Here is a 22,807-nt window from a genome sequence, read left to right as displayed (position 1 = left end):
GCGGGCAGGTGGCATGGCACACGAGCCAGACGCCGCCGCGGCTGTGCAGCCGGGCCCGGGCGTGCCATCACCCTGGCCACGGGTCCGGGTGGCCGCCGCCCGGTGCACCGATTCCCACCAGCCACATCGGCAGCCGCAGCCCGAAAGTCGGTCGGCCTGGCCGGCGCGCCTCGGGGCAGGTCGGCCACCGACCGCCATCGCGCCGGTGTTCGTGCTGGACAACGGGCGACTCAGCGTCTTCGACATCCCGTTCGGCGAGTTCGGCGGGGACGCCATCGGCATCAACGACCGCGGCGTGCTAGTCGGCTCCTACTACGACGATCCGACCGCGGCGTGCGCGCGCGGCTTCCAGCGGGACCGGACCGGCCGGTTCACCCGGATCGACTTCCCGGCCACCGGCGCGACCAGCTTGTTCGACGTCAACGACCGGGGCGAGATGGTAGGCAACTTCCTGGCACCGCCCTGCGCGGACACCCGCCTGCTGCAGGGCTTCCTGCGCGACGAGCGCGGCCGCTTCAGCAGGATCCGCATTCCCGGCGCCGGCCAGTCCCAAGCGCTGGGCATCAACAACCGCGGCCAGGTGGTGGGCAGCTATCTCGACGCCGGCGGCACCCAGCGCGGGTATCTCCGGGACGACTCCCACCTGACCACGCTCGACGGACCGGCCGGGGCCGTCGCCAACACCCGTCTTCGACATCAGTGACAACGGCCAAATGGTCGGCGTCTACGCCGACCAGGCGGGGCGCTTCCACGCGTATTCGCTGCACGCGGGCCGGTACACCACGATCGACGTGCCCGGCGCGCCGATCACCCTTCCGTACGGGGTGAACAGCCGCGGCCAGATCGCCGGCGTCACCCTCGCGAATTTGCCGCTGACCTTGGACTCGGACGCCCACGGTTTCGCCCTGCGCGCCGGCGCCAGCGGCCCCGTCACGCGAGTCGACGTGCCCGGCGCGGTCGGCGGAACGGCCGTCCTCGACATCAACAACCACGGCACGATCGCCGGCATCTACGGCAACCCGAACCCCACTACCGTTCAGGGGGCAGCCGACGACGGTCAATACTCGCGTTCAGGGACGAATCGGACGCGTCCGACATCGCTTTGACCTTCCGTAACCCCTCGAGCATCGCCGTAGCGGATCGGCTTGAACGCGTCCAGCTTCGAAGTCTGCGCCTGCGTCGGCTTGGCGAGGCCGCTCGGGGTCCGTCTGCTCGGCCGTGACCCGAAGCTGTCCGGGCCCGCGGGGCGATTGGCGCCACCATGTCGCCGGTCCGACGCGCGCGAGGAAGAGCCCAGCCGTGGCTGGGGTGTCGCGGGTCGAAGATCTCGGTCCGGGTGACCACGCCGACCTGACCTTCACCGACCGGGGGCGCGGATCTGACGCCGGCCCGTGAACGTGACATGTGAGAGGGCTATAAGTGCGCTTATACACCTTTCATAGATTGAGATGGTTTCGGGGCTTTCGGTGTCGCTCGAAGCTATCGAGGTTGTCCGATGATGTCGCTGATCGCGACGGGGTTCGTCGCAGTGGGGGCATGTACCGCCGAGGTCGAGGCGGGTTCAGGGGGCGTGGCAGTCGTGACACCACTGCCGGCCGAGGTAACGGGTGTCGCGGCGCGGGCATTGGTAGACGGTGACGGCCCGTCGGCCGGCGCTCGGCGTGGCGGTGGCGGGGGCTGCGCTCGGTTGCGGGTGGCGGGCGCGCCAGGCGGCTTGGCGGCAGGCGGGAGTGCAGTAGGGCTGGCGGCGGATCGGGATGAACGGCTGCCGGCAGGTGGGCAGGCGGCGGTCCGCGTCGTGGGGATGTCGTTACGCGACGGTGGCATCGGCGGGCCCGGCCGGGGTCGGGGCGAGGGCGACCAGGGCGGGTTGGTTCTCGGTGAGCACGCCGCGGGCGACCAGGCGTTTGAGTTTGGCGCGCAGGCTTTCGGTGTCGTTGGCAGTGGTGCCGATGCCGAGGGCGCGGCAGATGTCCTTGGCGCGCAACCGCTGTTCGGCGGTGGCGAACACGGCGAGGATCTGCTGATAGGCGGGGTTGCCCGGCCGGTCGGCGGGATGCTCGGCGTCGAGATGGCCGCACAGCTGGAGCAGGGTGGTGCGGTGGTCGCGAGGTCGGCCAGTTCGGTCCCGAGCGAGCTCAACTGCTGCGACAGTGCGCTGATCTGCTCGCGGAGTTGGTCCGCGGCCAGGCCAACTCCACACCCCGTCAGATCACGACCGTTGACCCCACACCTCGGGTGTCCGGCCTACGGGGGAAGCTCACCCCGGCTCCAGATCGACGTTGGAAGCATCCTGCGCTTGCGCGATGATCCGCTGCATTCTGAGGGCGTTCTCGGTCGCCTCACCGGAGTTGAGTTCCGCGTCAACGGCAGCGCTCACGGCGCCTAGATCTTCGAGCGTGATGAGATTCCGGTCGAGGAGCAGCTCGAAGTAGTCGATATGTCTGGCCATCGGCTCCGGTTGCGCATCGTCGTGCTCGCCAAGCGCTCGCCTGGTTTCGGCGACCACGACGGCCCCTGCTACGGCGAGTCCTCGCCGCAGGTCTGAACGTTCGCTATCGGCAATGCTCGTACCTGGTGCGTGACCAGCGTGGAACGCCTGCTCGGCGTGCATCATGGATGTCCACGCCTGCCGAACCGACCGCTCCCCGTAGAGCTGAACTCGTGCCGTGAGCCTGTCCGTCGCCTTGCGCAGAGCCTCCGCTGCTTGCGCGGGATCTGTGATCGGCGGCAGGTCAAACATGTCTCCGCGGCTCACTGCATACTCGGCGAGCTCTTGATAGAGCGCGGCCCGCTTGTCCTTGATCTTCTCGGCCGCCCCGTGGGCGACCTTGGATGCCTCAGCCCTCTGCTCTCGTTCCCATTTCTGGTTGTCGCGGTGATTGGTAGCCCGCTGAGTCAACCAGACTCCAGCGAGCGCGATCAGCGCACCACAGACGGCGCCGATGGCGGAGATCCATGCGGTGTTCACGGTCAAGCATCCTGCCGCCTTCCGGTGATCTTCGAGCTACGACCCCCGCGGAGTCCTCCAAATCCTGCCTCGGTTCGATTCATGCCGTCGGGTGAGCCTCAGACGGGTGTACCGAGCGTCCACTTTGCCACCCTTGCCTGCGATGCCAGTACGCCACTGCGCGCGTCGAAGGGGAGCAGGTTGGTGCCGTACGTTGAGTGCCCGAAACGCGGTCTCACGCGTGGCTGGACTCTGTCGCTGAGCTGCGCAAATATAGTCGAGGTGCAGGCCAATCTCGATGGCCGGATCCACCCCAAACCTGCTCCCCACGGGGACGCCTGTCCGTAGCGGTTGACCTGCCGCCCATTTCCAGGAAGACGACCTGGACCCGGAAGTCCGGAGGTATCTGAACGATCTCATCATGCAGACTGCGGACAAACAGGCCGCGAAAGACTCCGAGAACAAGCCCTTCCTGGAGAGGGTTTCCGGCAAGGCAATGGTCGGCATCGCTGCTGGCTTTATTGCGACTGCCGTCATCGCCGTCGGCAGAACAATACTCCAGAGCGGAGAGTCGGACCGGTAACACTGACGGCTCGTCAAACCATCGGCCATCATCGTGCCGCTTGCGCCTGGGCAGGGGTGAATCCGCGCGATCCCTGTCGGTGGTAGCCAGCGACGCCGTTAAGTAACGGTGCCCCGGACCAGAGAACCGCGGCGACGCAATGTCATGCCACTGAGCGTGCGCGTCGGGTGCCACAAGCCTCGTCGCGGAGCGTAGCCGGAGACGCTGAGCGCCGACATCCGACTCTGCCGATGCGGCGCACCGTAATTTATCGAGTCGTCGCTTTCCGGAGTCCGCTCAGCCACTCAATGCCGAGCCGGTGGCCGTCGGGGAATTGGTCGTCGCGGTCCCAGCGCCACGTGGTGATCATCGCCAGCATGAGAGTCCGGCAATCTTGGAGCACATGTTGATCGACGCCCCGGTATTGGTCTGCGACCTCGTCGGGTGCGTGGGCCAGGTCGAACTCGATCGGCCCCCGGCAACACGTCTCGAAGTCGATGAAGAGCGGGCCGGCCGGGGTCGAGAGCAGGTTGTCCGGATGAGGTTCGCCGTGCAGTAGCTGTTCGGGTCGGCCGCTATCGCTGACCGCTCGGCGCAGGCGGTCCAACGCGCCGGCAAGAAAGACCCGGTCCGCGTCGGCCAGCTTCGGCGTCCGGTCGCGGTCGGCCACGAGCGTCTGGGCTTCGGAAACCCGGTCCGTGAAGTGCGGGGTGGGCAAGTCGACCCGGCGCATTCCGGCGTGCAGGCGTTCGAGCGCGCTGGCGTAGTCCACGGGTGGGATCGCTTGAGTAGTCACCGGTTCGTAATAGGTCCACAGGGTGACCACGTAGTCGTCCCGGACGAAGACCTCGGAGGCTTTCAGCGCGACCACCGGGCTTCCGGCCTCGGACAGTTGCTGAGCGATATCCACTTCAAGTTGGGCGCACTGATACGCCGCCGGTGCCACCCGGGCCAGCACGTCGCACGGCTGCAGACGCAGGGTGAGCTTGTTCGAGTTGTGCAAGACGGCGGCGTCATGGACGGTCAGGCCGAGCGATGAGGCGCTCGACATGGCTGCCTGTGTTGCCCGCTGGGCCTCGTACGCCTGCATCGGAGCACCGTAACTCAGCGTTTCCCTCGCAGCAGCCGTATTTCGCTCCCCTGCGTCAGAACTAGAGCTGTGGCGATTGCATCCGGATCTGCCGCAGGCCGTGCGCGTCGCCCCGTCTGGTGGTCACGTTCGGTAGGCGTTGCTCGATGTGAGGCGCTGGCTCGCGCCGAGTTGAGGATGTTCGCTGGCAGGCACTCAGGCAATATGGCGGCGTGTCGTCAGAACAAGCTGCGTACGTTCCCAACGAGCTGTTGAGTCGTCTCGTCGGCTTTCGCCTCTACTCGATCGAGTTCGTCATGGACTACGTCCAACTGCGCTTCGACGGGCCAACGGAGGACATGCCTGTTCTCAACTGCGATGTGTTGCCCGCGGTGGAGATGCCGACGAGTGTGATGACCCCTGGGCAGGTCGGTTGGGCCGATGCGTTGCGGGCACTGATCCCAGGTCATGTTGTCGCGACCGCAGAGGGAACAGGCCAAGGCCTGCGCATCGAGTTCGAGCAAGGGGCAGTTCGCCTGCATCCCGATATCCACGACGTGACTGGACCAGAGATCGCCCTGTTGACCGGCTTCGTGGACGGACGGTGGATGTGCTGGCGTCCAGGAGAAGAGTCTTTCGAAGACGTTTTCTGACGTACTCACATGCCGCCGAGCGCGCGTTCAGGCCCGCGGAGAGCGGTCACGCCCTGTCGTTGTTGAATCGGTCACCTTCCCATGCATCATCCTTCCGCGCGCGACCCGGCGACCCCTGCCGTGCCGCTTCCGCGCGTAACGTGCGTCGGCCAGACTCGGGGCATGATCGATCTGCTGCTCACCAACACGTCCCGCGGCGACATCGGCATCGACAGCGGGCGGATCGTGCCGGCCGGCCCGGCTAAGGAGACGCGTGACCTGGGCGGCCGGTTGGTCACTCCCCCGCTGGTCGAGCCGCACATCCACCTCGACGCGGTGCTCACCGTCGGGCAGCCGCGGGCGAACCTGTCCGGGTCGCTGTTCGAGGGGATCGCGATCTGGGCCGAGCGGGTGCGCGACCTGACCGTCGAGGACGTCAAGGACCGCGTACGGCGGGTGCTGCGCTGGCAGCTGGCCTGCGGGGTGCAGCACGTGCGGAGCCACGTCGACGTCTGCGATCCGCGGATGCGGGCGCTGCGGGCGCTGGTCGAGCTGCGCGACGAGGTGCGCGGGATGGTGGACCTGCAGCTGGTGGCGTTCCCGCAACAGGGGATCCGGTCGTTCGACGGCGGCGAGGACCTGATGCGCCGGGCGGTCGAGCTGGGCGCGGACGTGGTCGGCGCGATTCCGCACTACGAGCTGACCCGGGAGGACGGCGTCGAGTCGGTGCGGTTCGCGATGGCGCTGGCCCAGGAGCACGGGCTGCGGGTCGACATCCACTGCGACGAGACCGACGACGAGCACTCCCGGTTCCTGGAGACGATGGTGGCCGAGACCATCCGGCGCGGGCTGGGCGGGCGGGTGACGGCCAGTCACACCACGGCCATGCATTCCTACAACGCCGCGTACGCCTCACGACTGATCGCCAACATCGCCCGGGCCGGCCTGCACATGGTGACGAACCCGCTGGACAACGCGGTTCTCCAGGGGCGCTTCGACGCGGGACCGATCCGGCGCGGGCACACCCGGGTGAAGGAGCTGCTCGCGGCCGGGGTGAACGTAGCTATCGGGCACGACTCGGTGATGGACCCGTGGTACCCGCTGGGTTTCGGCGACCCGCTGCAGGCCGCGTTCGTGCTGGCCCACCTCGGGCACATGAGCGGCGACGACGAGCTGCGCACGCTGCTCGACATGATCACCAGCGGGCCGGCCGCGGCGCTCGGGGTCGAGGACTACGGGATCCGCCAGGGCGGCCCGGCGGATCTAGTGGTGTTCGACGCGACGAGCGAGGCGGAGGCGTTGCGGTTGCAGCGTCCGCGCCTGCTGGTGCTGCGGGCGGGCCGGATCGTCGCCGAAACCGAGCCCGCCCGCAGCACCGTGGTCTGGAACGGCGTACCGGAGGACGTGGATTTCACTCGATGACGGCGGCCTCCTCGGCGTCGCGGTCGCGCTGGAAGCGGAACAGGATGACGAAGAGCACCGCGGCCAGGACGAAGCCGACCTCGAAGGTGATGTCGCCAAACGCGGGCGTGTGCTTGGGGACCAGCCCGACGTACTTGGTTTGGTTGGAGAACAGCCAGATGGACACCACCATGCCGACTCCCATGGCCACCACGCCGGCCCACGGATTGTGCTTCTTGTCGTAGAGGAAGCCGTCGACCCGCTTGCCGCGCCGCAGGTACCAGTCGGCGAAGTAGACGGCCAGCCACGGGCCGATCCAGTACGAGATGATCAGCAGGAAGTTCTCGTACTTCTCGCCGGCGTCGCTGAGCCCGGACCAGGCCAGCAGGAAGCCGAGCACGCCGAACACCCCGGAGACGATGGCCCGGCGCAGGCCGAGCGGCACGTTGATGCCGAGCGCCAGGAACGACATCGAGCCGGAGTAGATGTTGATGGCGTTGGCGCTGATCGCACCGAGCGCAATGGCCAGCAGGGTCAGGTTGCCGACGAACGAGGGCAGGTGGCTGGTGAACGCCTCGGTCGGGTTCTCGATGCCGGGGGCCGCGATCGTAGCCGAGGCGGCGCCGACGATCTCCAGGAACGCGCACGAGACGAAGACGCCGAGGCCGGCCCAGACGCCGGTAGACACCTTGCTGGTCGCCGGGGACAGGTAGCGGGTGTAGTCGGTGGCGTACGGGTTCCAGCCGGCCGCGTACCCGAACGACGCCCCGACGGTCAGCAGGAACCCGCCGGTGCCGCCGGTGCCGCCGGCCACCGCCGACGGGGTCGCCCTGCTCAGCGTGATGATCGAGGTGATCAGGAAGATCACCGCGAGGATCGGGAACGCGTACCGCTCGAACGCCTGCACCAGGTTGTGCCCGAAGAACGCGATCGCCACCTGGGCAATCACCACGATCACCAGGCAGAGCAGGTTGGGCAGGCCGGTCAGGGTGGCCAGGGCGAGCGCGCCGCTGACACTGTTGACCGCGAACCAGCCGATGCCGGCCACGATGGCGTTGAGGCCGGCCGGCAGGATGTTGCCGCGGTAGCCGAAGCCGATGCGGGAGAGCACCATCTGCGGCACGCCCATCGACGGCCCGCGCGCCGAGAGGATGCCGTGGGTCGCCGACCCGAGCGCCGTGCCCAGCACGATCGCGGCCACCGCCTGGCCGAACGTCTGCTGGAAGTACAGCACCGAGATGACGCCCACGAAGACGGTCGCGAACTCCAGGTTCGGCGACATCCACGTCCAGAACAGGTTCAGCGGCCGGCCGTGCCGCTCGCTCAACGGAATGAAGCCGGCGCCACCCGGCTCCACCGCGGTCAGCCGGGCGCCGTAAATGCCCTCCCGGACCTCGGCCGATACCTCGGCCGGTGTTCCCAGCGCTGTCATATGTGTCCCGCCTCCGATCCTGACGGACCTCGATCGTTGGAGTACACAGCCGATCTGCGCCGGTCGCATTCCGGGCGTGTTTCCGGCCCGTTGCGCGCCTCCCAGGCGCGGAGGGGGGCACCCGGCGGCCAGGTAAGGCCGTGTTGCGGGCCAGGCTGGCGGCTGTTGTAACAGTCGGCACGTACGGTCGGGTGGGTCTTTGGACGTTTTCCTCCTTGGCTGGGATGTGATTCATGAGGACACCGGACATTCCGCTGTTCGACATTGGCGCGTGGCGGGCCGCCGGCGGCGAGGAGCGCGCCGCGCTGGCTGCCCGGCTCGACCGGGCCATGCAGGACTCCGGGTTCTTCCTGGTCAGCGGGCACGGTATCGACGATGCGCTCAAGGAGCGCATCCGTGAGTCGTCCCGCGCGTTCTTCGCGCTGCCCGACACCGTCAAACAGGCGTACGCGACGGGCGTCGGTGGGCGGGGGTGGATAGCTTCCGGCCGGGAGGCGAACGCGTTCTACGGGGAGGTCGCCGACGCGGAGAAGGCCGACCTGAAGGAGACCTTCACACTCGGGCGTGCGGACCCGGCCGGTGACCCCGCCTGGTTCATGGCGAATGTCTGGCCGGCCGAGGTGCCCGGCCTGCGCGAGCCGGTGACCGCGTACGCCGCGCAGGTCCAGGACCTCTATCGGGAGTTGCTGGAGGGGCTGGCCACCGCGCTCGGGCTCGAACCCGGCTACTTCGTCGAGCGGACCAGGAATGCGCCGTACACGTTCAACATCAACCGCTATCCGGCGCTGTCGGTCACCGGTGCGCCGCTCGAGGGGCAATTCCGGGTCGCACCGCACACCGACTGGGGGATCCTGACCATCCTCGACCGGCAGCCGGGCTACGGCGGGCTCCAGGTGCAGACCCTTGACGGCCAGTGGGCGGACGCGCCGTACGTTCCGGGCACATTCACGGTCAACATCGCCGACCTGCTCGCCCGGTGGACCGGCGACCGGTGGCGTTCCACCCGGCACCGAGTGCTGCCACCGTCGGACGCCGATCCGAACGAGGAACTGATCAGCCTCATCGTCTTCTGCGAAACGGACATGGACCGGGTCGTCATGCCGCTCGCGCCGCCGGTCGGTGGCGGCACGGAATATCCGTCAGTGGTGGCCGGCGACTACTACCGGGAGCGGGAGGCCGCGGCCTCGGTCGGCTGATGCCGACCATTCGGGCGTCGCCTCAACCCCAACGACCCGCTACCGTCCGCCCACAAGATAGCCGGCGTGTACGGCGTGGCCTCCATGACCGCCCAACGCGCGCTGCGCGAGCTGCAGCACCGGCGCATCACCTACGCCGTCGTCGGCAAAGGCACCTTCGTCCACCCGCTCGCACGCGAACGTGCAGGCACCGAAGGTCAGCCCGACCCTGCCCGTGGCGGCACCCCACCATGGAACCCGAAGCCGCGCCGTGGCGCATCCTTGCCAGCGGCGCTGCACCTGCTGCAGCCAGAGCTGCTTCGCCCGGGCGGCACCGCCCTCCTGTTGATCACCGAGGGATCATCCGCCAACCCGGGCCCGGTTGGCAGAGGGTAGCGAAGCGTCGAGGTGCACGGTGACCGGTTCGAGGCGGGCGCTGGTGACTTTCACTTCGATGGGCCCGGCACCGCTCGGCCGAATGATGGCGAGGGCACGGCCGTCGAAGGTGGTGCAATGGTTCGCGTCGAAGCGTTCCTCGGTGGCGGGCCGGGCGGCGCCCAAGCCTTGCAACACTCCCGCGCCGCTCACGTCGACGGTCACCTGACGATCGTCATCATGCACCAGGTTGCCGTCACCGTCGCGGAGCTCGATCGCGACATGGGCGAGGTCGCGGTGGTCGGCGGACAACCGCGAGCGGTCGGGCTCGACGGCCAGCCGCGCCGGGCCGGCGGTCCGCAGGCTGGTCCGGGCCTGCTCGGTTCCGCCCCGGTATGCGACGGCCACCAGCTCGCCCGGCTGGTAGAGCGTGTCGAAACGCGCCCGGAAGCCGTGCTCCCGCCCGGCCGGGGACCGGCCCACCGGCACACCGTTGAGGAGCAGCTCGACCTCATCGGCGTCGCTGTAGACCTCGACCTCCACCGGGGAGCCCGGCGCCACCGTCCAGGACCAGCCGGCCACGGCGTCGCTCCAGGCCCATTGCGACTCGAGTCGGCGCTGGCCGTGTCGTTGCGGGCGGAACACCGCGATGTACGGCTCGTGGCGCAGGCCGTAGACGGTCTCGCGGAAGTAGGAGGCGGGACGGCGATGCCCGGTGATGTCGATGTCGCCGCACCAGGCCAGCAGCCACGGGTAGGCCGGATCGCCGCCGCCCTGCACGCTCGGGTCGGTCGTGTAGTCGGTGCGCCCGAGACCCGCTTCGCCCAGGTAGTCCCAGCCGGTCCAGGAGAAGTCGCCGATCACGTACGGCAGCGCTTCCACCAGGGGCCAGATCGCCGCCACCTCACGGGGGTTGCTCTCCGTACCGAGCATGACCCGGTTCGGGAACAGCTGCGCGTCGCTGATGTACCGCTGGTGGGCGTAGTTCAGCCCGGCCACGTCAACGGCCGCGTGCGACTCGGCGGTGCGCTCGGTAACCAGCTCCGAGGTGGTGATGCGATCGAAGATCTCGGTCATCGCCGACATGACGTCGTTGACGCCACGGGCGTGCAGGGCCGAGAGCTCCTGCTTGAAGTCGTCGAGGATCTCCGCGCTGACGGCCCAGAAGCTGCTGATGGCGTTTGTCACGAAGCGTGTGCTGTCCAGCTGGCGGACCTTCGCGGCGAGGGTGCGGCCCCACGCGCCGCCGAGCCCGCTGCCGGCTTCGGGAACCTCGTTGCCGATCGAGTACATGACGACGCTGGGATGGTTGAAGCATTTAGCGACCATGGCCTCGATGTCGCGTTCCCACCACTCGGGGAAGTCCAACGAGTAGTCGAAGACTTTCATCGGCTCGAACCACATGTCGAACGCCTCGTCGAGCACGAGCATGCCGAGCCGGTCGCACGCGTCCAGCAGGGCGCGGCCGGCCGGGTTGTGGGAGCTGCGGATGGCGTTGAAGCCGGCCGCCTTGAGGATCTCGATGCGGCGTTCCTCAGCCCGGGTGATGGCGGCCGCTCCGAGGACGCCGTTGTCGTGGTGGATGCAGGCGCCGCGGAGTTTCACGGTCTTCCCGTTGATGCGCAGCCCGCGCACCGGGTCCATCTGCAGGGTGCGGATGCCGATCTGTTCCGTGGCCGCGTCGATCTCGCTGTCGCCGTCGAGCAGCCGTACCGTCGCCTGGTAGAGGTACGGGTCGTCAGGTCCCCAGCGGCGGGGGCTACTGACGTAGAGCCGGGTCACCGACATCGTGCTGGTCGTCGGCCGGACGGTGACGGGAACCTGCGCCGCGGCGACGGTGACTCCGGTGTCGTCGCGCAGTTCCACGCGGGCCGTCACCGTACGGGTGGTGAGGTCCTCGTTGCGGATCGTGGCCTCGAATTCGACCACCGCGACTTCGTCGTCGGCTTCGGGGGTGTGGATGCGCAGCCCGTCGGCGGCGATGTGCACCAAGTCGGTCACGTGCAGGTGGGTGTCGCGGTGGATGCCGAGACCGGAGTACCAGCGCGAGTCCTGGTGGGCCCGTGCTTCGACCCGGATGGTGTTGCTCTCGCCGTAGCGCAGGAAGGCGTCCAGCGGCACCCGGAAGGTGGTGTAGCCGTTGCGGCGCTGCCCGGCGAACGAGCCGTTGACGAAGACCATCGCGTCTCGGTAGACCGCCTCGAACTCCAGGGAGACGCGCCGTCGGCGCCACTGCTCGGGCACGTGCAGGGCCTTGCTGTATTCGACCGCGCCGCCGGGGAAGTAGCCGGTGGAGGGTCCTTCGCCGGCGGTCGCGGAGCGTGGCAGCGACACCATGGCGTCGTGCGGGAGCATGACGGTCCGCGCCGAGCTGTCGCCGCCGATGAGATCGGAGAAGCTGCTGACCTTGGGTTTGACCGACCAGTCGGCGTTGAACGGGATGCGTGCCATGCGGGCCTCCTTCGAGGCGCGAGCCTTGAGAGTGTGCAGCGTTCTACACGCCGCAATGTAGGGATGGCAGAAATGGTGATCACCGCAGCGTCAGCCGTGCGCCGCGGCCCGCGCTTCGCGCCGGTCGCGGACCGACACCCAGAAGACAACCACCGCGACCGTCATGGTCAGCCCCATGACCAGGCCGATCGGGCCGATCGAGCCGACGCCGAGCAGCCCGGCCACCGGCGCGGTCGCGCCGGCAAGGCCGAAGTTCGCGGCACCCATCAGCGCGGCGGCGGTCCCGGCCCTCTCCCCGTGCGGGGCCATGCCGATCACCTGCAGGCAGGGCCCGACGGCGCCCGCCAGGAGGAAGTAGAGCGCCGTCACGAGGGTCACCACCACCACGTTCTCGCCGGCGAAGGCCACGAGCAGCAGCGTGAAGCCGAGGACGGCGAGCGAGGGCAGCACGTATCGGAGCAGCCGCCGCGGCCCGATCCGGGTGAGCAGCCGCGCTGACGTCTGCGCCCCGATCACGAAGCCCACCGCGTTCGCCGCGAAGACCAGGCTGTACCGCTGGGCGGAGAGGCCGTACGTCTCCTGGAAGAGGAACGACGACGAACTCATGTAGGTGAAGACGCTGGAGACCAGCAGACCACCGGCGAAGGCGGCGCCGACGAAGCCGCGATCCGTCAGGAGCACGCGGTAACGCCCGAGCGGCGCCCCCGTTCGCCGCACCGGTGGGGCCGTCTCCGGGATCAGGAACGCCGCGACGGCGAGCACCGCCAAGCCGTAGAACGCGATGCAGACGAACAAGCCCCGCCAGGACATGTGGCTCAGCATCAGCGAGCCGGCGAAGGGTGCGACGACCGGCGCGAGCCCGGTAACCACCGCGAGCCGGGCGGCCATCCGGACGAACAGGGCGCCGTCGAAGAGGTCGCGCACCATGGCCAGGGCCACGACGCCGCTGCCGGCTGCTCCGGCGCCCTGCAGCAGCCGGAAGACGAGCATGACTTCGACGGTGGGCGCCGCGGCGACACCCAGGCTGCCGACGACGTGCAGGGCAGTGGCCACGAGCAAGGGCCGGCGCCGCCCGATGCCGTCGCTCCACGGGCCGATGGCCAGCTGGCCCAGCGCGAAGCCGATGGTGGTGGCCGTCAGCGTGAACTGCACGGCGGCCGCGCTCGTGCCGAAGTCGGCTTGGACGAGCGGGAACGCCGGAATGTACAGGTCGACGGTGAACGGGCCGAGCGCGACGAGGAAGCCGAGCACGAGCAGGGTGCGGCGTGCGGAATTCACCGGGGGCCTTTGCGATCGGGCAACCGGTCAACGGCTGCGCACTGCCCCCGGAGGGTCGTTGCCGGCCAGTCCGTGCAACGTTCTACAAGTCAGCGTAGGCGCTGGGGGAAGCCATCGTCAAGGACGCGTCAGGCGGTCGTGCCGCGAGCCATCAGGCGCGGCGCGATGAGGTAGTTCACCGGGCGGGTGCGGCCGTCGATGCGCTCCAGCAGCAACCGGGCGCTGCGGGAACCGGTGAGCTGGGCCGACTGGTCGATCGTGGTCAGCGAGATGCGGCCGATCGTCGACATGTAGATGTTGTCGTACCCGGCGACGCTGAGGTCTTCCGGAACCCGCAGCCCGAGTTCCTCGGCCGCGCGCAGCACGCCCAGCGCGGCGATGTCCGCGCCGGCGAAGATGGCGGTCGGCGGGACGGGACGGGCCAGCGCTTGCCGGGCGGCCTCGTAGCCGCCCTCTTCCGAGTAGCTGGTGACGATGACGTCCGGCTCCAGCCCGTGCCGTCGCATCGTCTCCTCGTAGCCGTCGAGCCGTGGCGTGTGCGACAGGACGTACGGGCGTTCCAGCCCGCCCGAGGGCTGGCTGGTGTGCACGATGCGCCGGTGCCCGAGGGCCACCAGGTGGTCGACCATGAGGCGGGCGCCCTCGAAGTCGTCGTCGACGATCGTGTCGAAGGTGCCGGAACCGCCGTGCCGGGCCAGCACGACCGTCGGCAGGGTCGCGCCGAGCTTCTCGAGCCACGCCTGCTCCATCCAGGGCGCGATGACGATCAGCCCGTCGACCTGCCGGTCGACCAGGGCCTCGATGCTGCGCTTCTGCCGCTCGGGCGACGGGCCGCCGGCGATCAGAATCTCCTGGAACGGCGTGGGCTCGAGCTCGGCCGTGATGCCGTCGATGATCTGCGGCTGGAACGGCGACGAGAGCTCGATGAGCATCACCCCGACCGTGTACGACCGGCCGCGCATGGCCCGGGCGCCGGTGTGCGGGCGGTAGCCGAGCGCGTCGATGGCGGCCGTGACCTTCTCCCGCATGCCGTCGCTGACGCCGTACGCGTCCCGGACGACCTTGGAGACGGCCGAGACCGACACGCCGGCCTCGCGCGCCACGTCCTGGATGGTGACGCGGCGCGCGTCCTGGCTGTCCGGTGTCGAGACCACCCGCCGATCCTATGGGTGTGGGCGTGCTCGCGAGAGGAATGACCGCTCGGCGCCGTCGACCACCCGCGCGGCGCCCACCACGGCGAACGAGCCCACCAGCGACCGGTCGTCGGAGTCGAGGCCGACGAAGACGTCCACCGGAGCCGGCTCGACCGCCACCTCCCGAGCCAGGTTGGTGTACGCCAGTTGCGAGGCGTCGACCTCGAACGTGACGCGGCGGCTCTCGCCGGCGGCCAGCTCGACCCGGGTGAACCCGACGAGCTGCTGGGCGGGTCGGCCAGCGCGATGTACAGGTCCTGCTTGTGCGGGTGCCGGAAGACCGAGCTGACCTGCGACTGGTACGAGCTGCGGCTCGGGTCGTCCGGGTGCGGGTCGTTGAGCACCGTCCACGGCCCGTGGTAGCTCGGGGCGACGGCGACCTCGGACGGGTTCGGGTAGTAGCCGGTCGTGCCCGAGGTGACGAGATAGTGCCGGCCGCGCCGGGCGAAATAGGCGGGCGCTTCCCGGACGTACGGCGGTTGCACCAGGGGGAAGTGGGTGGAGTAATACCCGGTGACGCCGGTGTAGTCGTCGGTCAGGTCGGCGCAGATCAGCTCGCTGTGCAGCCGCTCGAAGTAGTAGTAGTAGTAGTAGTAGTAGTAGTAGTAGTAGCCCTTGCCATCGGTCGGATCGACGACCAGGTCGAAGTCCCCGGCGTTCATGCCCAAAGGCTTCAAGTCTTTCCCGACCATCTTGTACGGGCCCAGAATGTCGTCCGCCACGAGGACCGTCGAGCGTTGCCCGGCCGGGGACATGACCTTGATCCAGCACACGTACTGCCCCGAGCCGGGGTGGCGCAGGATGTGCGGCCCGCTCCTTGTTCTCGCCGTACCAGTAGAAGGTGCCGTCGACCTCGATGAGCGACCCGCCGTGGGCTTGGATCCGCTTGCCGTCGGTGTCGAGCCAGACCTGGCCGGGCGTGAAGGACGTCCGCATCAGGCCTTCACCAGCCGTACGGCTTGATAGGGCTTGGCCGGCAGCGGTACGACCGCGAGAGTTTCGTACGTGCCGGGCAGCCGCTCGACGGTGCACTCCCACGTGTCCAGGACGTCAACGTGCCAGCGGCCCGGGGGCAGGAGGATATGACGCTCCCTCGGCCGGCCGAGGCCGTAGTAGTTGACGAGGTAATCGTCCTGGACGCCGGCCCACGGCAGGTCGTAGTCGGACGGCACCGGCTCGAGCACCCCGGTCGGTGAGGCGGCGACGATCTCGGCCAGGAAGCCGATCCGCCGCGGGCTCGTGCCGGTCAACTGACCGCCCTTGGCCCACCAGATCCTCTCCTCGGCGTTCCAGTAGGTCTCGCCGTGCCCGACGTAACCGCCGCGCACCGCCCCCTCCCAGAAGCGGCGCAGCATCTCCTCGCCGGTCAGGTTGCCCCAGTCGTACTCGATGTCGCCCTCGTAGCCGGCCTCGTCGATGACCACCGGCTTGCCCCAGCGCTCGCGCCAGCCGGTGACCTCCTCGGCCCGGCCGTGCTGAATGCTGGCGTGGGTGATCCACGGCCGGGTGTGGTCGAAGTGCTCGATGAAGTTGTGGATGGACACCAGGTGCCCGTGCGGGTCCTCGGCGGTGACGGTCTCACCGATCCGGTCCCAGTCCGCGATCGTCTTGCCAGGCACCGCGTCGTACTCGTTGGCCAGCGAGAACCAGACGTTGGCATACCCGGCCAGGCGGCGTACCACGTACCGGACCACCCGCTCGTCCACGGCCGGCCCCAGATCCGAGAAACCCCACTTGTCGTACGGATGGAACAGGATGATGTCGGCCTCGATGCCGAGCTCACCCAGACGGCGCACCTGCTCGTCGAGACGGGCGAAGAACTCGGTATCGAACCGCGCATGGTCGGAAGAGCTGGGGAACGGGAACCGGGCGGGCTCCTCGTTGTTGAACACGAAATGCTTGGGGAACAGGCACATACGCAGCTTGGTGAAGGGCGACGCGGCCAGCGTCCCCAGCGTCTCCTCCTGCGTCTTGTCGTCCTGGTGGTTCCACGCGTACGCGGTGGTCCCCCATGGCCGGTAACGGGTTCCGTCCGCGTACGTGAAATGGAAGCCGTCCACCCGGACCGGCCCGTGCGCTCCCGGCGCCGCCGGGCCTACGGTCACTTCGCCCTCGATCCCGTCCAGCGCCGGGGTCGTGGAGGACGTCACGAACTGCCACGTCCCCTCCTTTTCGGCGAGCGCCCGCAGCCGGTAGGTTCCGTCGCCGTCGTAGAAGCCGCCGACCGTCCAGGATCGCTCGCCGCACCGGAACTCGGCGGTCAGCTCGACGTCGATGAACGGGTTCCCGTCCGACGGCCCGCTCAGCTGGATCTCCAGCAGCCCCCACCGCGTGGGTGAGCCTGCGACGGTCCACGGCGCCGATGCGCGCGGCGCCGAAACGCCGACCGGCGACGGTGCGATGGCGGCGGCGTGCGGCCGGAGGATGACCGGCTCCATCAGCGCGTCGATCTCGGCCCAGAACGCCGCCCTGGCCCGCTCGTCATCGCGCAGCCCCGGGGTGACCCGCAGGAAGAACAGGACGAGAAGCTCGCGGACGTCGGCGCGGTCGACGGCCTGCGGCAGGAACCGTTCCAGTACGGCTCGTCCGCCCGGCGCGTCGAGCACCTGCCCAACGGTGATGAAATGGGTCAGCACGGAGACTCCTCAGCGGGGGTGGACGACGACGCGGACCCGGTCCAGGTTTTCGGCCATGGCGAACGACTCCGCGTGGCCGGACCGGGACGAGGCCACTTTGAGGGACACGTAGTAGGTGCCGGGTTCGGTGAACCGGTGGCTGGCGGTGAAGCCCGTGGTGGCCGGGGTGAAGGTGCCGGATCCGGTGAAGTCCCAGCCGGCGGAGACGATCCTTCCGGCGCCGGGCGGTGTCGCGACCCGGGCCCGGAAGTCGACCTTCTGGCCGGCTTTGACGTCGACGCGGTCGCGGCCGCGGACTGTGAGGTCGACGACGGGCTGGATGCCGCGCCGCTGTACGGCCGTCGCCGGGACGTTTACCTGCCCGCCGGTCACCGTGTAACGCGTGGACTGCGGTGGGCGCACGCCGCGCTCGGCCCAGGCCGCCAGGTCGCGCAGCGCCTGTTCCACGATTGGGTCGTAGGAGACGATGCGGCTGGCCTTGGTCCCGGTGACCGGTCCTTCGAGGTGGTCGGCGTTGTCGTTGTAGTACAGGCGGAAGTCGCTCGGGGACTGGACGCGCCGGGCGTACCAGTCGGCGTGCCACGGATAGGCGTCGGTGTCGACCAGGTTGTCGACCAGGATGACCTTGCCGTTGATCCGGCCGGTGTAGGTGCCGCCACCGGCCACGCTGTTCGCGATCGCCGGGCCGACCAGGAACGGCCGTTGCGGATAGCGGCCACGCAGCGAGTCGAAGACGTCGTAGCCCTCACCCGCCGACGGTATCTGGTGGCGGTAGTAGGAGGGCAGCGCGACGGCCCAGCGGTCACCGGTCCGGGCCAGCTCGGCCCGGACGATGTCACCGAGCGCCGACTGCTCGGTGCCGAGGTAGCCGGGCTTGGACCAGAAGTCGTCGGCGTACGTGGGGTCGAGCTGCTGAATCACGGCGCCGAAGCCGAGCAGGCCGTCCGGCGCCGACAGTCCGAGCACGTAGTCGGGGTCGGCCCAGGCCTTGAGCGGAACGCCCAGGCTCGTGGCCTCGTGCAGCATCGCCGCCTGCACCGAGGTCAGGCCGGCGTACGGGTTAGCGGAGCCGCCGGGGCGTACGGCGTCGGCGATCCGGTCGGCCACGTCCCGCAGGACCATGCGGGCCTGCGCCCGGACGAAGAAGTTGGTGGGGATGGAGGTGGGCACGCCGAGCACGACCGGGACGGCACCCTCCCACACTCCGGTGGTGTTCTCGATGGCGCCAACGGTCTGGAAGGAGCCGCCGGACGGGCCGTACAGGTAGCCGTAGATCCGCCGGGAACCGGACCGGTAGTAGGCGGCCGCTACGGTCTCGGCGAACTTCGCGGCCGCGGCGTCGTGGCGGTAGCCGCCCGTGCCGCTGGTCTGGACGGTGTACGCGCCGCTGGCGGCCCCGAAGGCGACAGCCCGGTCGTAGGCGTTCTCGGTCGAGGTCGGGTACGTGTACTGGAAGAAGCGGCCCCGCCATTGCTGGGCCGGCGGTAGGTAGATCGTGAATTTGACGTCCGTACCGTCGAAGTGGCCGGACACCCGGTGGTGCGTGACCGGAGTGGTCAGATCCTGCTCACTGTCGATGAGGGGGTGGGCGTAGATCGGGTCGACGCAGCCGGGCGTGACCTGCACCGGGCCGCCGGGCGTGGCCGCAACGCAGTCGGGTGGTGCGGCGGACGCGCCGCCGGCCGGTACGAGGACGAGACCGGAGGCGAGGAGGAGGGAGCTCAGAACGGCTTTCACGCGTGCTCCTGGGGGTGGTAGGCCACCGACCGGACGTGAGCCCCGGCGGTGGCGAGCATGCGGCCGGTGAACCCGGACGCGACTTCGGTGGAGAGGTAGCGCCCGTCGAGGCGGGCGAGCTCGTGCGAGCCGGCGGAGAGGACGATCTCGTCGGGCCCGGCCTCGCGTGACGGCGGTGGCACCGCCTCGATCCGCAGGACCGTGTGACCATCCGCGACGGGGAGCGTGGCGAGCACGGCGCCGAGGTCGCCGACGCGGGCCGTCGCCTCGACCCGGTCGTGGTGGCGGGTCAGGCCGTACGCGTGCCGGTCGTCGATGCGCACCTCGAAGCGGCCCGGGCCGTCCAGCGTCGCCTCGGCGGACCAGCGCAGATCGCGCACCCGGGTGCACTGCAGGCCGCTGCCGTCGACGACCCAGCGCAGATGCGGCGCCGAGTCGCCGAACACCTCCATGAAGCCGGTGTCGAGCGGTGGGACCTCGTAGCGGTCCTCGTCGAAAACCGGCCAGCCGTCCACCCAGTCGATGCCGGCCAGGAACGTCTCTCGGCCCAGGACGTGGAAGCCCGGCGTCCAGCCCCGCGGCCGGGTGCCCAGATAGACGGCAGCCCGGCCGCCGCCCGGCGCGCGGACCAGGTCGGCGTGGCCGGTGTTCTGGACCGGGTGGATGGTGCTGCGGTGGCTGAGGATCGGGTTGGCCGCACAGCCCTCGAAGGGTCCGGACGGGTGCGGGCCGCGCGCGACGGTGACGGCGTGCCCGCGCTCGGTGCCGCCTTCGGCCAGCAGCAGGTACCAGAGGCCGTCGATGGCGTACAGATGCGGTCCCTCGGCTGCGGCGAGTCCACTGCCCTGCCAGATCGGGTACGCCGGGGCGAGGAACTTGTCCGAGGAGATGTCGAGCGGGGCCTGGAGGATGCCGACCTCGCCCTCGGTGAAGCTCATCGCCTTCCAGGTCAGGTAGCACGTGCCGTCGTCGTCCCAGGCGAGGTCCGGGTCGATGCCGATCGCCTCGGGCACCCGCACCGGCTCGCTCCACGGCCCGGCCGGGTCGTCGGCGGTGACGATCAGCTGACCGCCGTCGTAGTCGCTGACGTTCGTGGTGACGTACCAGAAACGCCCGTCGTGATGGCGCAGCGTCCCGGCGTATATGCCCGAGGACGGGCGGCCGTCGCCGCGGGCGAACTGGCTGCGGCGGGTCAGGATGTGGCCGATCTGCGTCCAGCGGAGCAGATCGCGGCTGTGCCAGATCGGCGCGCCGGGAAAGTACTCGAAGCTGGAGTGGGCCAGGTAGTAGTCGTCGCCGACCCGGCAGACCGTCGGGTCGGGGTAGAAGCCCGGGATGATCGGCTCAGGCATCGGACACCGCCACCTCGGAACGGATCACCGGGTCGGTCACGAGCCAGCGGTGATCCCCTTGCCCGACCGTCACGGGCTGCTCCGCGCCCGGCACATGCACCTCGGCCGAGGCCCCGACCGGCACATGCAGGTCGAGCCGCAGGTGGCCGGCGGAGCGCTGCCAGGACACCGACGCTTTCCCGTACGGGGTCAGGTGGGTGGCCGCCGCGCTGGTGAGCTCCGGCGTAAGCCGGGGGTGCACGAGCAGGCGCCGATATCCAGGGGCGGCGGGCGCGAGCCCGGCCACCGTGCGGTGCAGCCAGTCGGCCACCGCACCCAGGGCGTAGTGGTTGAAGGAGGTCATCTCCCCCGGGTTGATGGTGCCGTCCGGGCGCATGCTGTCCCAGCGCTCCCACACCGTGGTGGCGCCCATGGTGACCGGGTAGAGCCAGGACGGGCACTGCGTCTGCAACAACAGGCGGTACGCGACGTCGAGGTGGCCCGTGCTGGTGAGCGCGTCGCAGACCAGCGGTGTGCCGACGAAGCCGGTGGCGATCCGGAAGCCGCCGTCGCGCACGAGCTCGGCCAGCCGGCGCCCGGCCGCCACGCGCTGCTCAGCCTCCGGCAGCAGATCCCACTCGATGGCCAGCGCATACAAGGTCTGCGCATCGGAGTGGATCCGGCCCTGCGGCGTCACGAAGGCCCGGGCGAAGGCGGCCCGTACCTCTTCGGTCAGCAGGCGATATTTCTCCGCGTCGGCGGCCCGGCCGAGCAGGCGGGCCGCCTCGGCCACGATCCACGACGAGCGGGCGAAGTGGGCGGTGGCCACCACGTCGGGGTCGGCCTTGGCCTGGCCGGGGTCTTCCGGCGGAGCTGTCGGGTCGAGCCAGTCACCGAACTGGAAGCCGCCGCGCCAGAGCCGGTCCGGGCCGGCCAGGGCGGCGACCTTGTCGACCCAGGCGCTCATGCTCGGCAGTTGCCGTTCGAGCACCTGGAGGTCGCCGGTGCGTTGGTAGAGCGTCCAGGGCACGACGGCGGCGGCGTCGCCCCAGGCCGCCGCGGGCGTGCGGAACTCCGGGGAGCGATCGACTTCGGGGACGACGTGCGGCACCGAGCCGTCCGGTCGCTGCTCGGCGGCCAGGTCGGCCAGCCAGGAGCGCAGCAGGCCGGTGGTGTCGTACAGGAAGGTCGCGGTCGGCCCGAAGATCTGGATGTCGCCGGTCCAGCCGAGTCGCTCGTCGCGCTGCGGGCAGTCGGTGGGCAGGTCGACGAAGTTGCCGCGGGTGCTCCAGACGACGTTCTCGTGCAGCTGGTTGAGCTGTTCGTGCGAGGAAGAGAACCAGCCGGTGCGGCGCAGGCCCGAGCCGACGACGACCAGCTCGATGTCCTCCGCGCGCAGGTCCGGCACTCCGGTGACCTCGGCGTAGCGGAAGCCGTGCAACGTCAGCGACGGTTCGAGCACCTCATCGCGGCCCGACAGCACCCAGGTGTCGGTGGCCCGGGCCGACCGCAGCGGCCGGGTGCCCAGTTCTTTGTCCTCCAGCACCTCGGCGTGGCGGACCACGACCGTCGTTCCCGCGCGGAGGCCGCGGACGTGCAGGCGAACCCATCCGACGGCGTTCTGGCCGAAGTCGACGAGCGTCTTGCCGGTCGGGGAGGTCCACACCTTGCGGGCGGGCAACACGCTGGTCGGCCGGATCGGGGGGCCATCCGGGGCGACGAGCCGTGTCAGGTCGGCGTCGACGACTTCGACTCCGGTCGCCGGTGCGTCGTGCCGGCGCAGGTCGGTCGTCTGGCCGTCGTACAGGTCGTCGGCCAGGACCTCGCTCGGCCGGGCGTGCCAGGTGCCGTCGGTGGCCAGTACGTGGACGGCGCCGTCGAAGGTGGTGATCTCCAGCTGGGCGAGCAGGGCGAGCCGGTCGCCGTAGATCGCGCGCTGGTTGGTCCAGCCGAGCCGTCCGCGGTACCAGCCGTTGCCGAGCACGAACTCCAGGACGTTCTCGCCCGGACGGATCAGGGTCGTGACGTCGTAGACGTGGTAGCGCAGCCGGTGCTCGTACGATGTCCAACCCGGCGCGAGGACGGTGTCGTCGACGCGGCGGCCGTTGACCGTGGGAACGTAGACGCCGTGGGCGGTGGCGTACAGCCGGGCGCTGCGGACCGGCCCGGGCACCTCGACGCGGCCCACGATGACGGGCGCCCGTTCGCCCGGGTCGACCGGGCTGACGAAGCGCGCCGTCCAGTCGGCCACGTCCAGCAGGCCCGCCTCGACCGTGGCCGGCTCGCTCCACGGGCTCCAGTCATCGCCGTACGCCGCCCGGACCTTGACCTCGGCCCGCTCGCGCGAGCGCAACGGCCGGGCCGGCCACGGGACCAGGACCTGCTCCGCGCTGCGCACGGTGAAGACCTCGCCCGCGACCTGCACCTCGTACGCCGTCTGGCGCCAGCCCTCCTCCGCGTTCGTGACGGTCCAGGAGAGCCGAGGGACCGGGGTGCCGATCCCGAGCACCGGGCCGGGCTCGGTGCGATGCTCGAAACGAGGTGCGCTGGGCTGAACCATGAAATGACTCCTGATGCTGAAGGCG

Annotated in this window: 18 protein-coding genes and 3 pseudogenes; 7 read left to right on the top strand and 14 right to left on the bottom strand. The window is 69.7% G+C overall.

Going from position 1 to position 22,807, the window contains the following annotated elements; translation table 11 throughout:
- Positions 1-205: 205 nt before the first annotated feature.
- Positions 206-703 carry a hypothetical protein gene (locus tag ACIA5D_RS47850; RefSeq protein ID WP_396037376.1) on the top strand — a complete coding sequence of 166 codons (498 nt, stop codon included), beginning with the start codon at positions 206-208 and terminating at the stop codon, positions 701-703.
- Positions 704-713: 10 nt separating this feature from the next.
- Entirely contained in the window at positions 714-1,106 is a 393-nt protein-coding gene (locus ACIA5D_RS47845; RefSeq protein ID WP_396037375.1) for a hypothetical protein, read from the top strand.
- Positions 1,107-1,810: 704 nt separating this feature from the next.
- Here the strand turns inward: ACIA5D_RS47845 and ACIA5D_RS47840 are convergent.
- Together ACIA5D_RS47840 and ACIA5D_RS47835 are read right to left on the bottom strand one after the other, a co-directional pair.
- Entirely contained in the window at positions 1,811-2,011 is a 201-nt protein-coding gene (locus ACIA5D_RS47840; RefSeq protein ID WP_396037374.1) for a hypothetical protein, read from the bottom strand.
- A gap of 249 nt (positions 2,012-2,260) precedes the next feature.
- A complete protein-coding gene (locus tag ACIA5D_RS47835) occupies positions 2,261-2,971 on the bottom strand; it encodes a hypothetical protein (RefSeq protein ID WP_396037373.1) in 711 nt (236 codons plus the stop codon).
- Positions 2,972-3,371: 400 nt separating this feature from the next.
- On the opposite strand from ACIA5D_RS47835, the gene ACIA5D_RS47830 reads away from it, so the two are divergent.
- A complete protein-coding gene (locus tag ACIA5D_RS47830; RefSeq protein WP_396037372.1) occupies positions 3,372-3,533 on the top strand; it encodes a hypothetical protein in 162 nt (53 codons plus the stop codon).
- 247 nt (positions 3,534-3,780) lie between these two features.
- Here ACIA5D_RS47830 and ACIA5D_RS47825 read toward each other — a convergent pair whose 3' ends face one another.
- Positions 3,781-4,602, bottom strand: coding sequence for a phosphotransferase family protein (locus ACIA5D_RS47825; RefSeq protein WP_396037371.1), 822 nt, complete (start codon positions 4,600-4,602; stop codon positions 3,781-3,783).
- A gap of 212 nt (positions 4,603-4,814) precedes the next feature.
- Here ACIA5D_RS47825 and ACIA5D_RS47820 point away from each other — a divergent pair, with 212 nt between their 5' ends.
- Both ACIA5D_RS47820 and codA read left to right on the top strand, forming a co-directional pair.
- Complete coding sequence (locus tag ACIA5D_RS47820) at positions 4,815-5,234, top strand: hypothetical protein (protein ID WP_396037370.1); 420 nt, start codon at positions 4,815-4,817, stop codon at positions 5,232-5,234.
- Between the two features lie 162 nt (positions 5,235-5,396).
- On the top strand, positions 5,397-6,635 hold the full coding sequence (codA, locus tag ACIA5D_RS47815; protein WP_396037369.1) for a cytosine deaminase: 1,239 nt from the start codon (positions 5,397-5,399) through the stop codon (positions 6,633-6,635).
- Here the strand turns inward: codA and ACIA5D_RS47810 are convergent.
- Positions 6,625-8,046 carry a purine-cytosine permease family protein gene (locus tag ACIA5D_RS47810; protein WP_396037368.1) on the bottom strand — a complete coding sequence of 474 codons (1,422 nt, stop codon included), beginning with the start codon at positions 8,044-8,046 and terminating at the stop codon, positions 6,625-6,627. The two genes, codA and ACIA5D_RS47810, sit on opposite strands and share 11 nt — an antisense overlap.
- 233 nt (positions 8,047-8,279) lie before the next feature.
- Here ACIA5D_RS47810 and ACIA5D_RS47805 point away from each other — a divergent pair, with 233 nt between their 5' ends.
- Together ACIA5D_RS47805 and ACIA5D_RS47800 are read left to right on the top strand one after the other, a co-directional pair.
- Entirely contained in the window at positions 8,280-9,242 is a 963-nt protein-coding gene (locus ACIA5D_RS47805; RefSeq protein WP_396037367.1) for an isopenicillin N synthase family dioxygenase, read from the top strand.
- Between the two features lie 18 nt (positions 9,243-9,260).
- A pseudogene (locus ACIA5D_RS47800) lies at positions 9,261-9,446 on the top strand (GntR family transcriptional regulator); the annotation flags it as partial.
- A 135-nt stretch (positions 9,447-9,581) separates the two neighbouring features.
- Here ACIA5D_RS47800 and ACIA5D_RS47795 read toward each other — a convergent pair.
- From ACIA5D_RS47795 to ACIA5D_RS47750, 10 genes and pseudogenes are all read right to left on the bottom strand, one after another.
- Entirely contained in the window at positions 9,582-12,047 is a 2,466-nt protein-coding gene (locus ACIA5D_RS47795; RefSeq protein WP_396037366.1) for a glycoside hydrolase family 2 TIM barrel-domain containing protein, read from the bottom strand.
- A gap of 90 nt (positions 12,048-12,137) precedes the next feature.
- On the bottom strand, positions 12,138-13,325 hold the full coding sequence (locus ACIA5D_RS47790; RefSeq protein ID WP_396037365.1) for a multidrug effflux MFS transporter: 1,188 nt from the start codon (positions 13,323-13,325) through the stop codon (positions 12,138-12,140).
- A 128-nt stretch (positions 13,326-13,453) separates the two neighbouring features.
- Positions 13,454-14,479: a LacI family DNA-binding transcriptional regulator gene (locus tag ACIA5D_RS47785; protein WP_396037364.1), complete on the bottom strand. Its 1,026-nt coding sequence runs from the start codon at positions 14,477-14,479 to the stop codon at positions 13,454-13,456.
- Positions 14,480-14,488: 9 nt separating this feature from the next.
- The gene (locus tag ACIA5D_RS47780) at positions 14,489-14,638 is read right to left on the bottom strand and encodes a hypothetical protein (RefSeq protein ID WP_396037419.1); all 150 of its coding nucleotides are present in this window, start codon (positions 14,636-14,638) and stop codon (positions 14,489-14,491) included.
- 12 nt (positions 14,639-14,650) lie between these two features.
- Positions 14,651-14,869: pseudogene (locus tag ACIA5D_RS47775) on the bottom strand (fibronectin type III-like domain-contianing protein); the annotation flags it as partial.
- A pseudogene (locus tag ACIA5D_RS47770) lies at positions 14,821-15,273 on the bottom strand (family 43 glycosylhydrolase); the annotation flags it as partial. The pseudogenes ACIA5D_RS47770 and ACIA5D_RS47775, both read right to left, overlap by 49 nt.
- A gap of 180 nt (positions 15,274-15,453) precedes the next feature.
- Positions 15,454-17,154, bottom strand: a complete 1,701-nt coding sequence (locus ACIA5D_RS47765; RefSeq protein ID WP_396037363.1) for a DUF5605 domain-containing protein — start codon at positions 17,152-17,154, stop codon at positions 15,454-15,456.
- A gap of 9 nt (positions 17,155-17,163) precedes the next feature.
- The gene (locus ACIA5D_RS47760) at positions 17,164-18,891 is read right to left on the bottom strand and encodes a PKD domain-containing protein (protein ID WP_396037362.1); all 1,728 of its coding nucleotides are present in this window, start codon (positions 18,889-18,891) and stop codon (positions 17,164-17,166) included.
- Positions 18,888-20,243, bottom strand: a complete 1,356-nt coding sequence (locus ACIA5D_RS47755; RefSeq protein ID WP_396037361.1) for a glycoside hydrolase family 43 protein — start codon at positions 20,241-20,243, stop codon at positions 18,888-18,890. Before ACIA5D_RS47755 ends, ACIA5D_RS47760 begins: the two co-directional genes overlap by 4 nt.
- Positions 20,236-22,782 (bottom strand): family 78 glycoside hydrolase catalytic domain, encoded by a 2,547-nt coding sequence (locus ACIA5D_RS47750; protein WP_396037359.1) that lies wholly within the window; start codon positions 22,780-22,782, stop codon positions 20,236-20,238. Before ACIA5D_RS47750 ends, ACIA5D_RS47755 begins: the two co-directional genes overlap by 8 nt.
- Between the last annotated feature and the right edge of the window lie 25 nt (positions 22,783-22,807).

This window comes from Actinoplanes sp. NPDC051513 (genome assembly GCF_044454685.1).
Lineage (GTDB): Bacteria > Actinomycetota > Actinomycetes > Mycobacteriales > Micromonosporaceae > Actinoplanes.
The sequence above is the reverse complement of the archived record's forward strand: the minus strand, read 5'-3'. Positions and strand labels throughout refer to the sequence as shown.

Excerpts from the sequence above, each read along its gene's own strand:
- ACIA5D_RS47845 (WP_396037375.1), top strand. The coding sequence starts at position 714 with ATGGTCGGCGTCTACGCCGACCAGGCGGGGCGCTTCCACGCGTATTCG.
- codA (WP_396037369.1), top strand. The coding sequence starts at position 5,397 with ATGATCGATCTGCTGCTCACCAACACGTCCCGCGGCGACATCGGCATC.
- ACIA5D_RS47810 (WP_396037368.1), bottom strand. The coding sequence starts at position 8,046 with ATGACAGCGCTGGGAACACCGGCCGAGGTATCGGCCGAGGTCCGGGAG.
- ACIA5D_RS47755 (WP_396037361.1), bottom strand. The coding sequence starts at position 20,243 with ATGCCTGAGCCGATCATCCCGGGCTTCTACCCCGACCCGACGGTCTGC.
- ACIA5D_RS47750 (WP_396037359.1), bottom strand. The coding sequence starts at position 22,782 with ATGGTTCAGCCCAGCGCACCTCGTTTCGAGCATCGCACCGAGCCCGGC.
- ACIA5D_RS47805 (WP_396037367.1), top strand. The coding sequence starts at position 8,280 with ATGAGGACACCGGACATTCCGCTGTTCGACATTGGCGCGTGGCGGGCC.
- ACIA5D_RS47830 (WP_396037372.1), top strand. The coding sequence starts at position 3,372 with ATGCAGACTGCGGACAAACAGGCCGCGAAAGACTCCGAGAACAAGCCC.
- ACIA5D_RS47825 (WP_396037371.1), bottom strand. The coding sequence starts at position 4,602 with ATGCAGGCGTACGAGGCCCAGCGGGCAACACAGGCAGCCATGTCGAGC.
- ACIA5D_RS47795 (WP_396037366.1), bottom strand. The coding sequence starts at position 12,047 with ATGGCACGCATCCCGTTCAACGCCGACTGGTCGGTCAAACCCAAGGTC.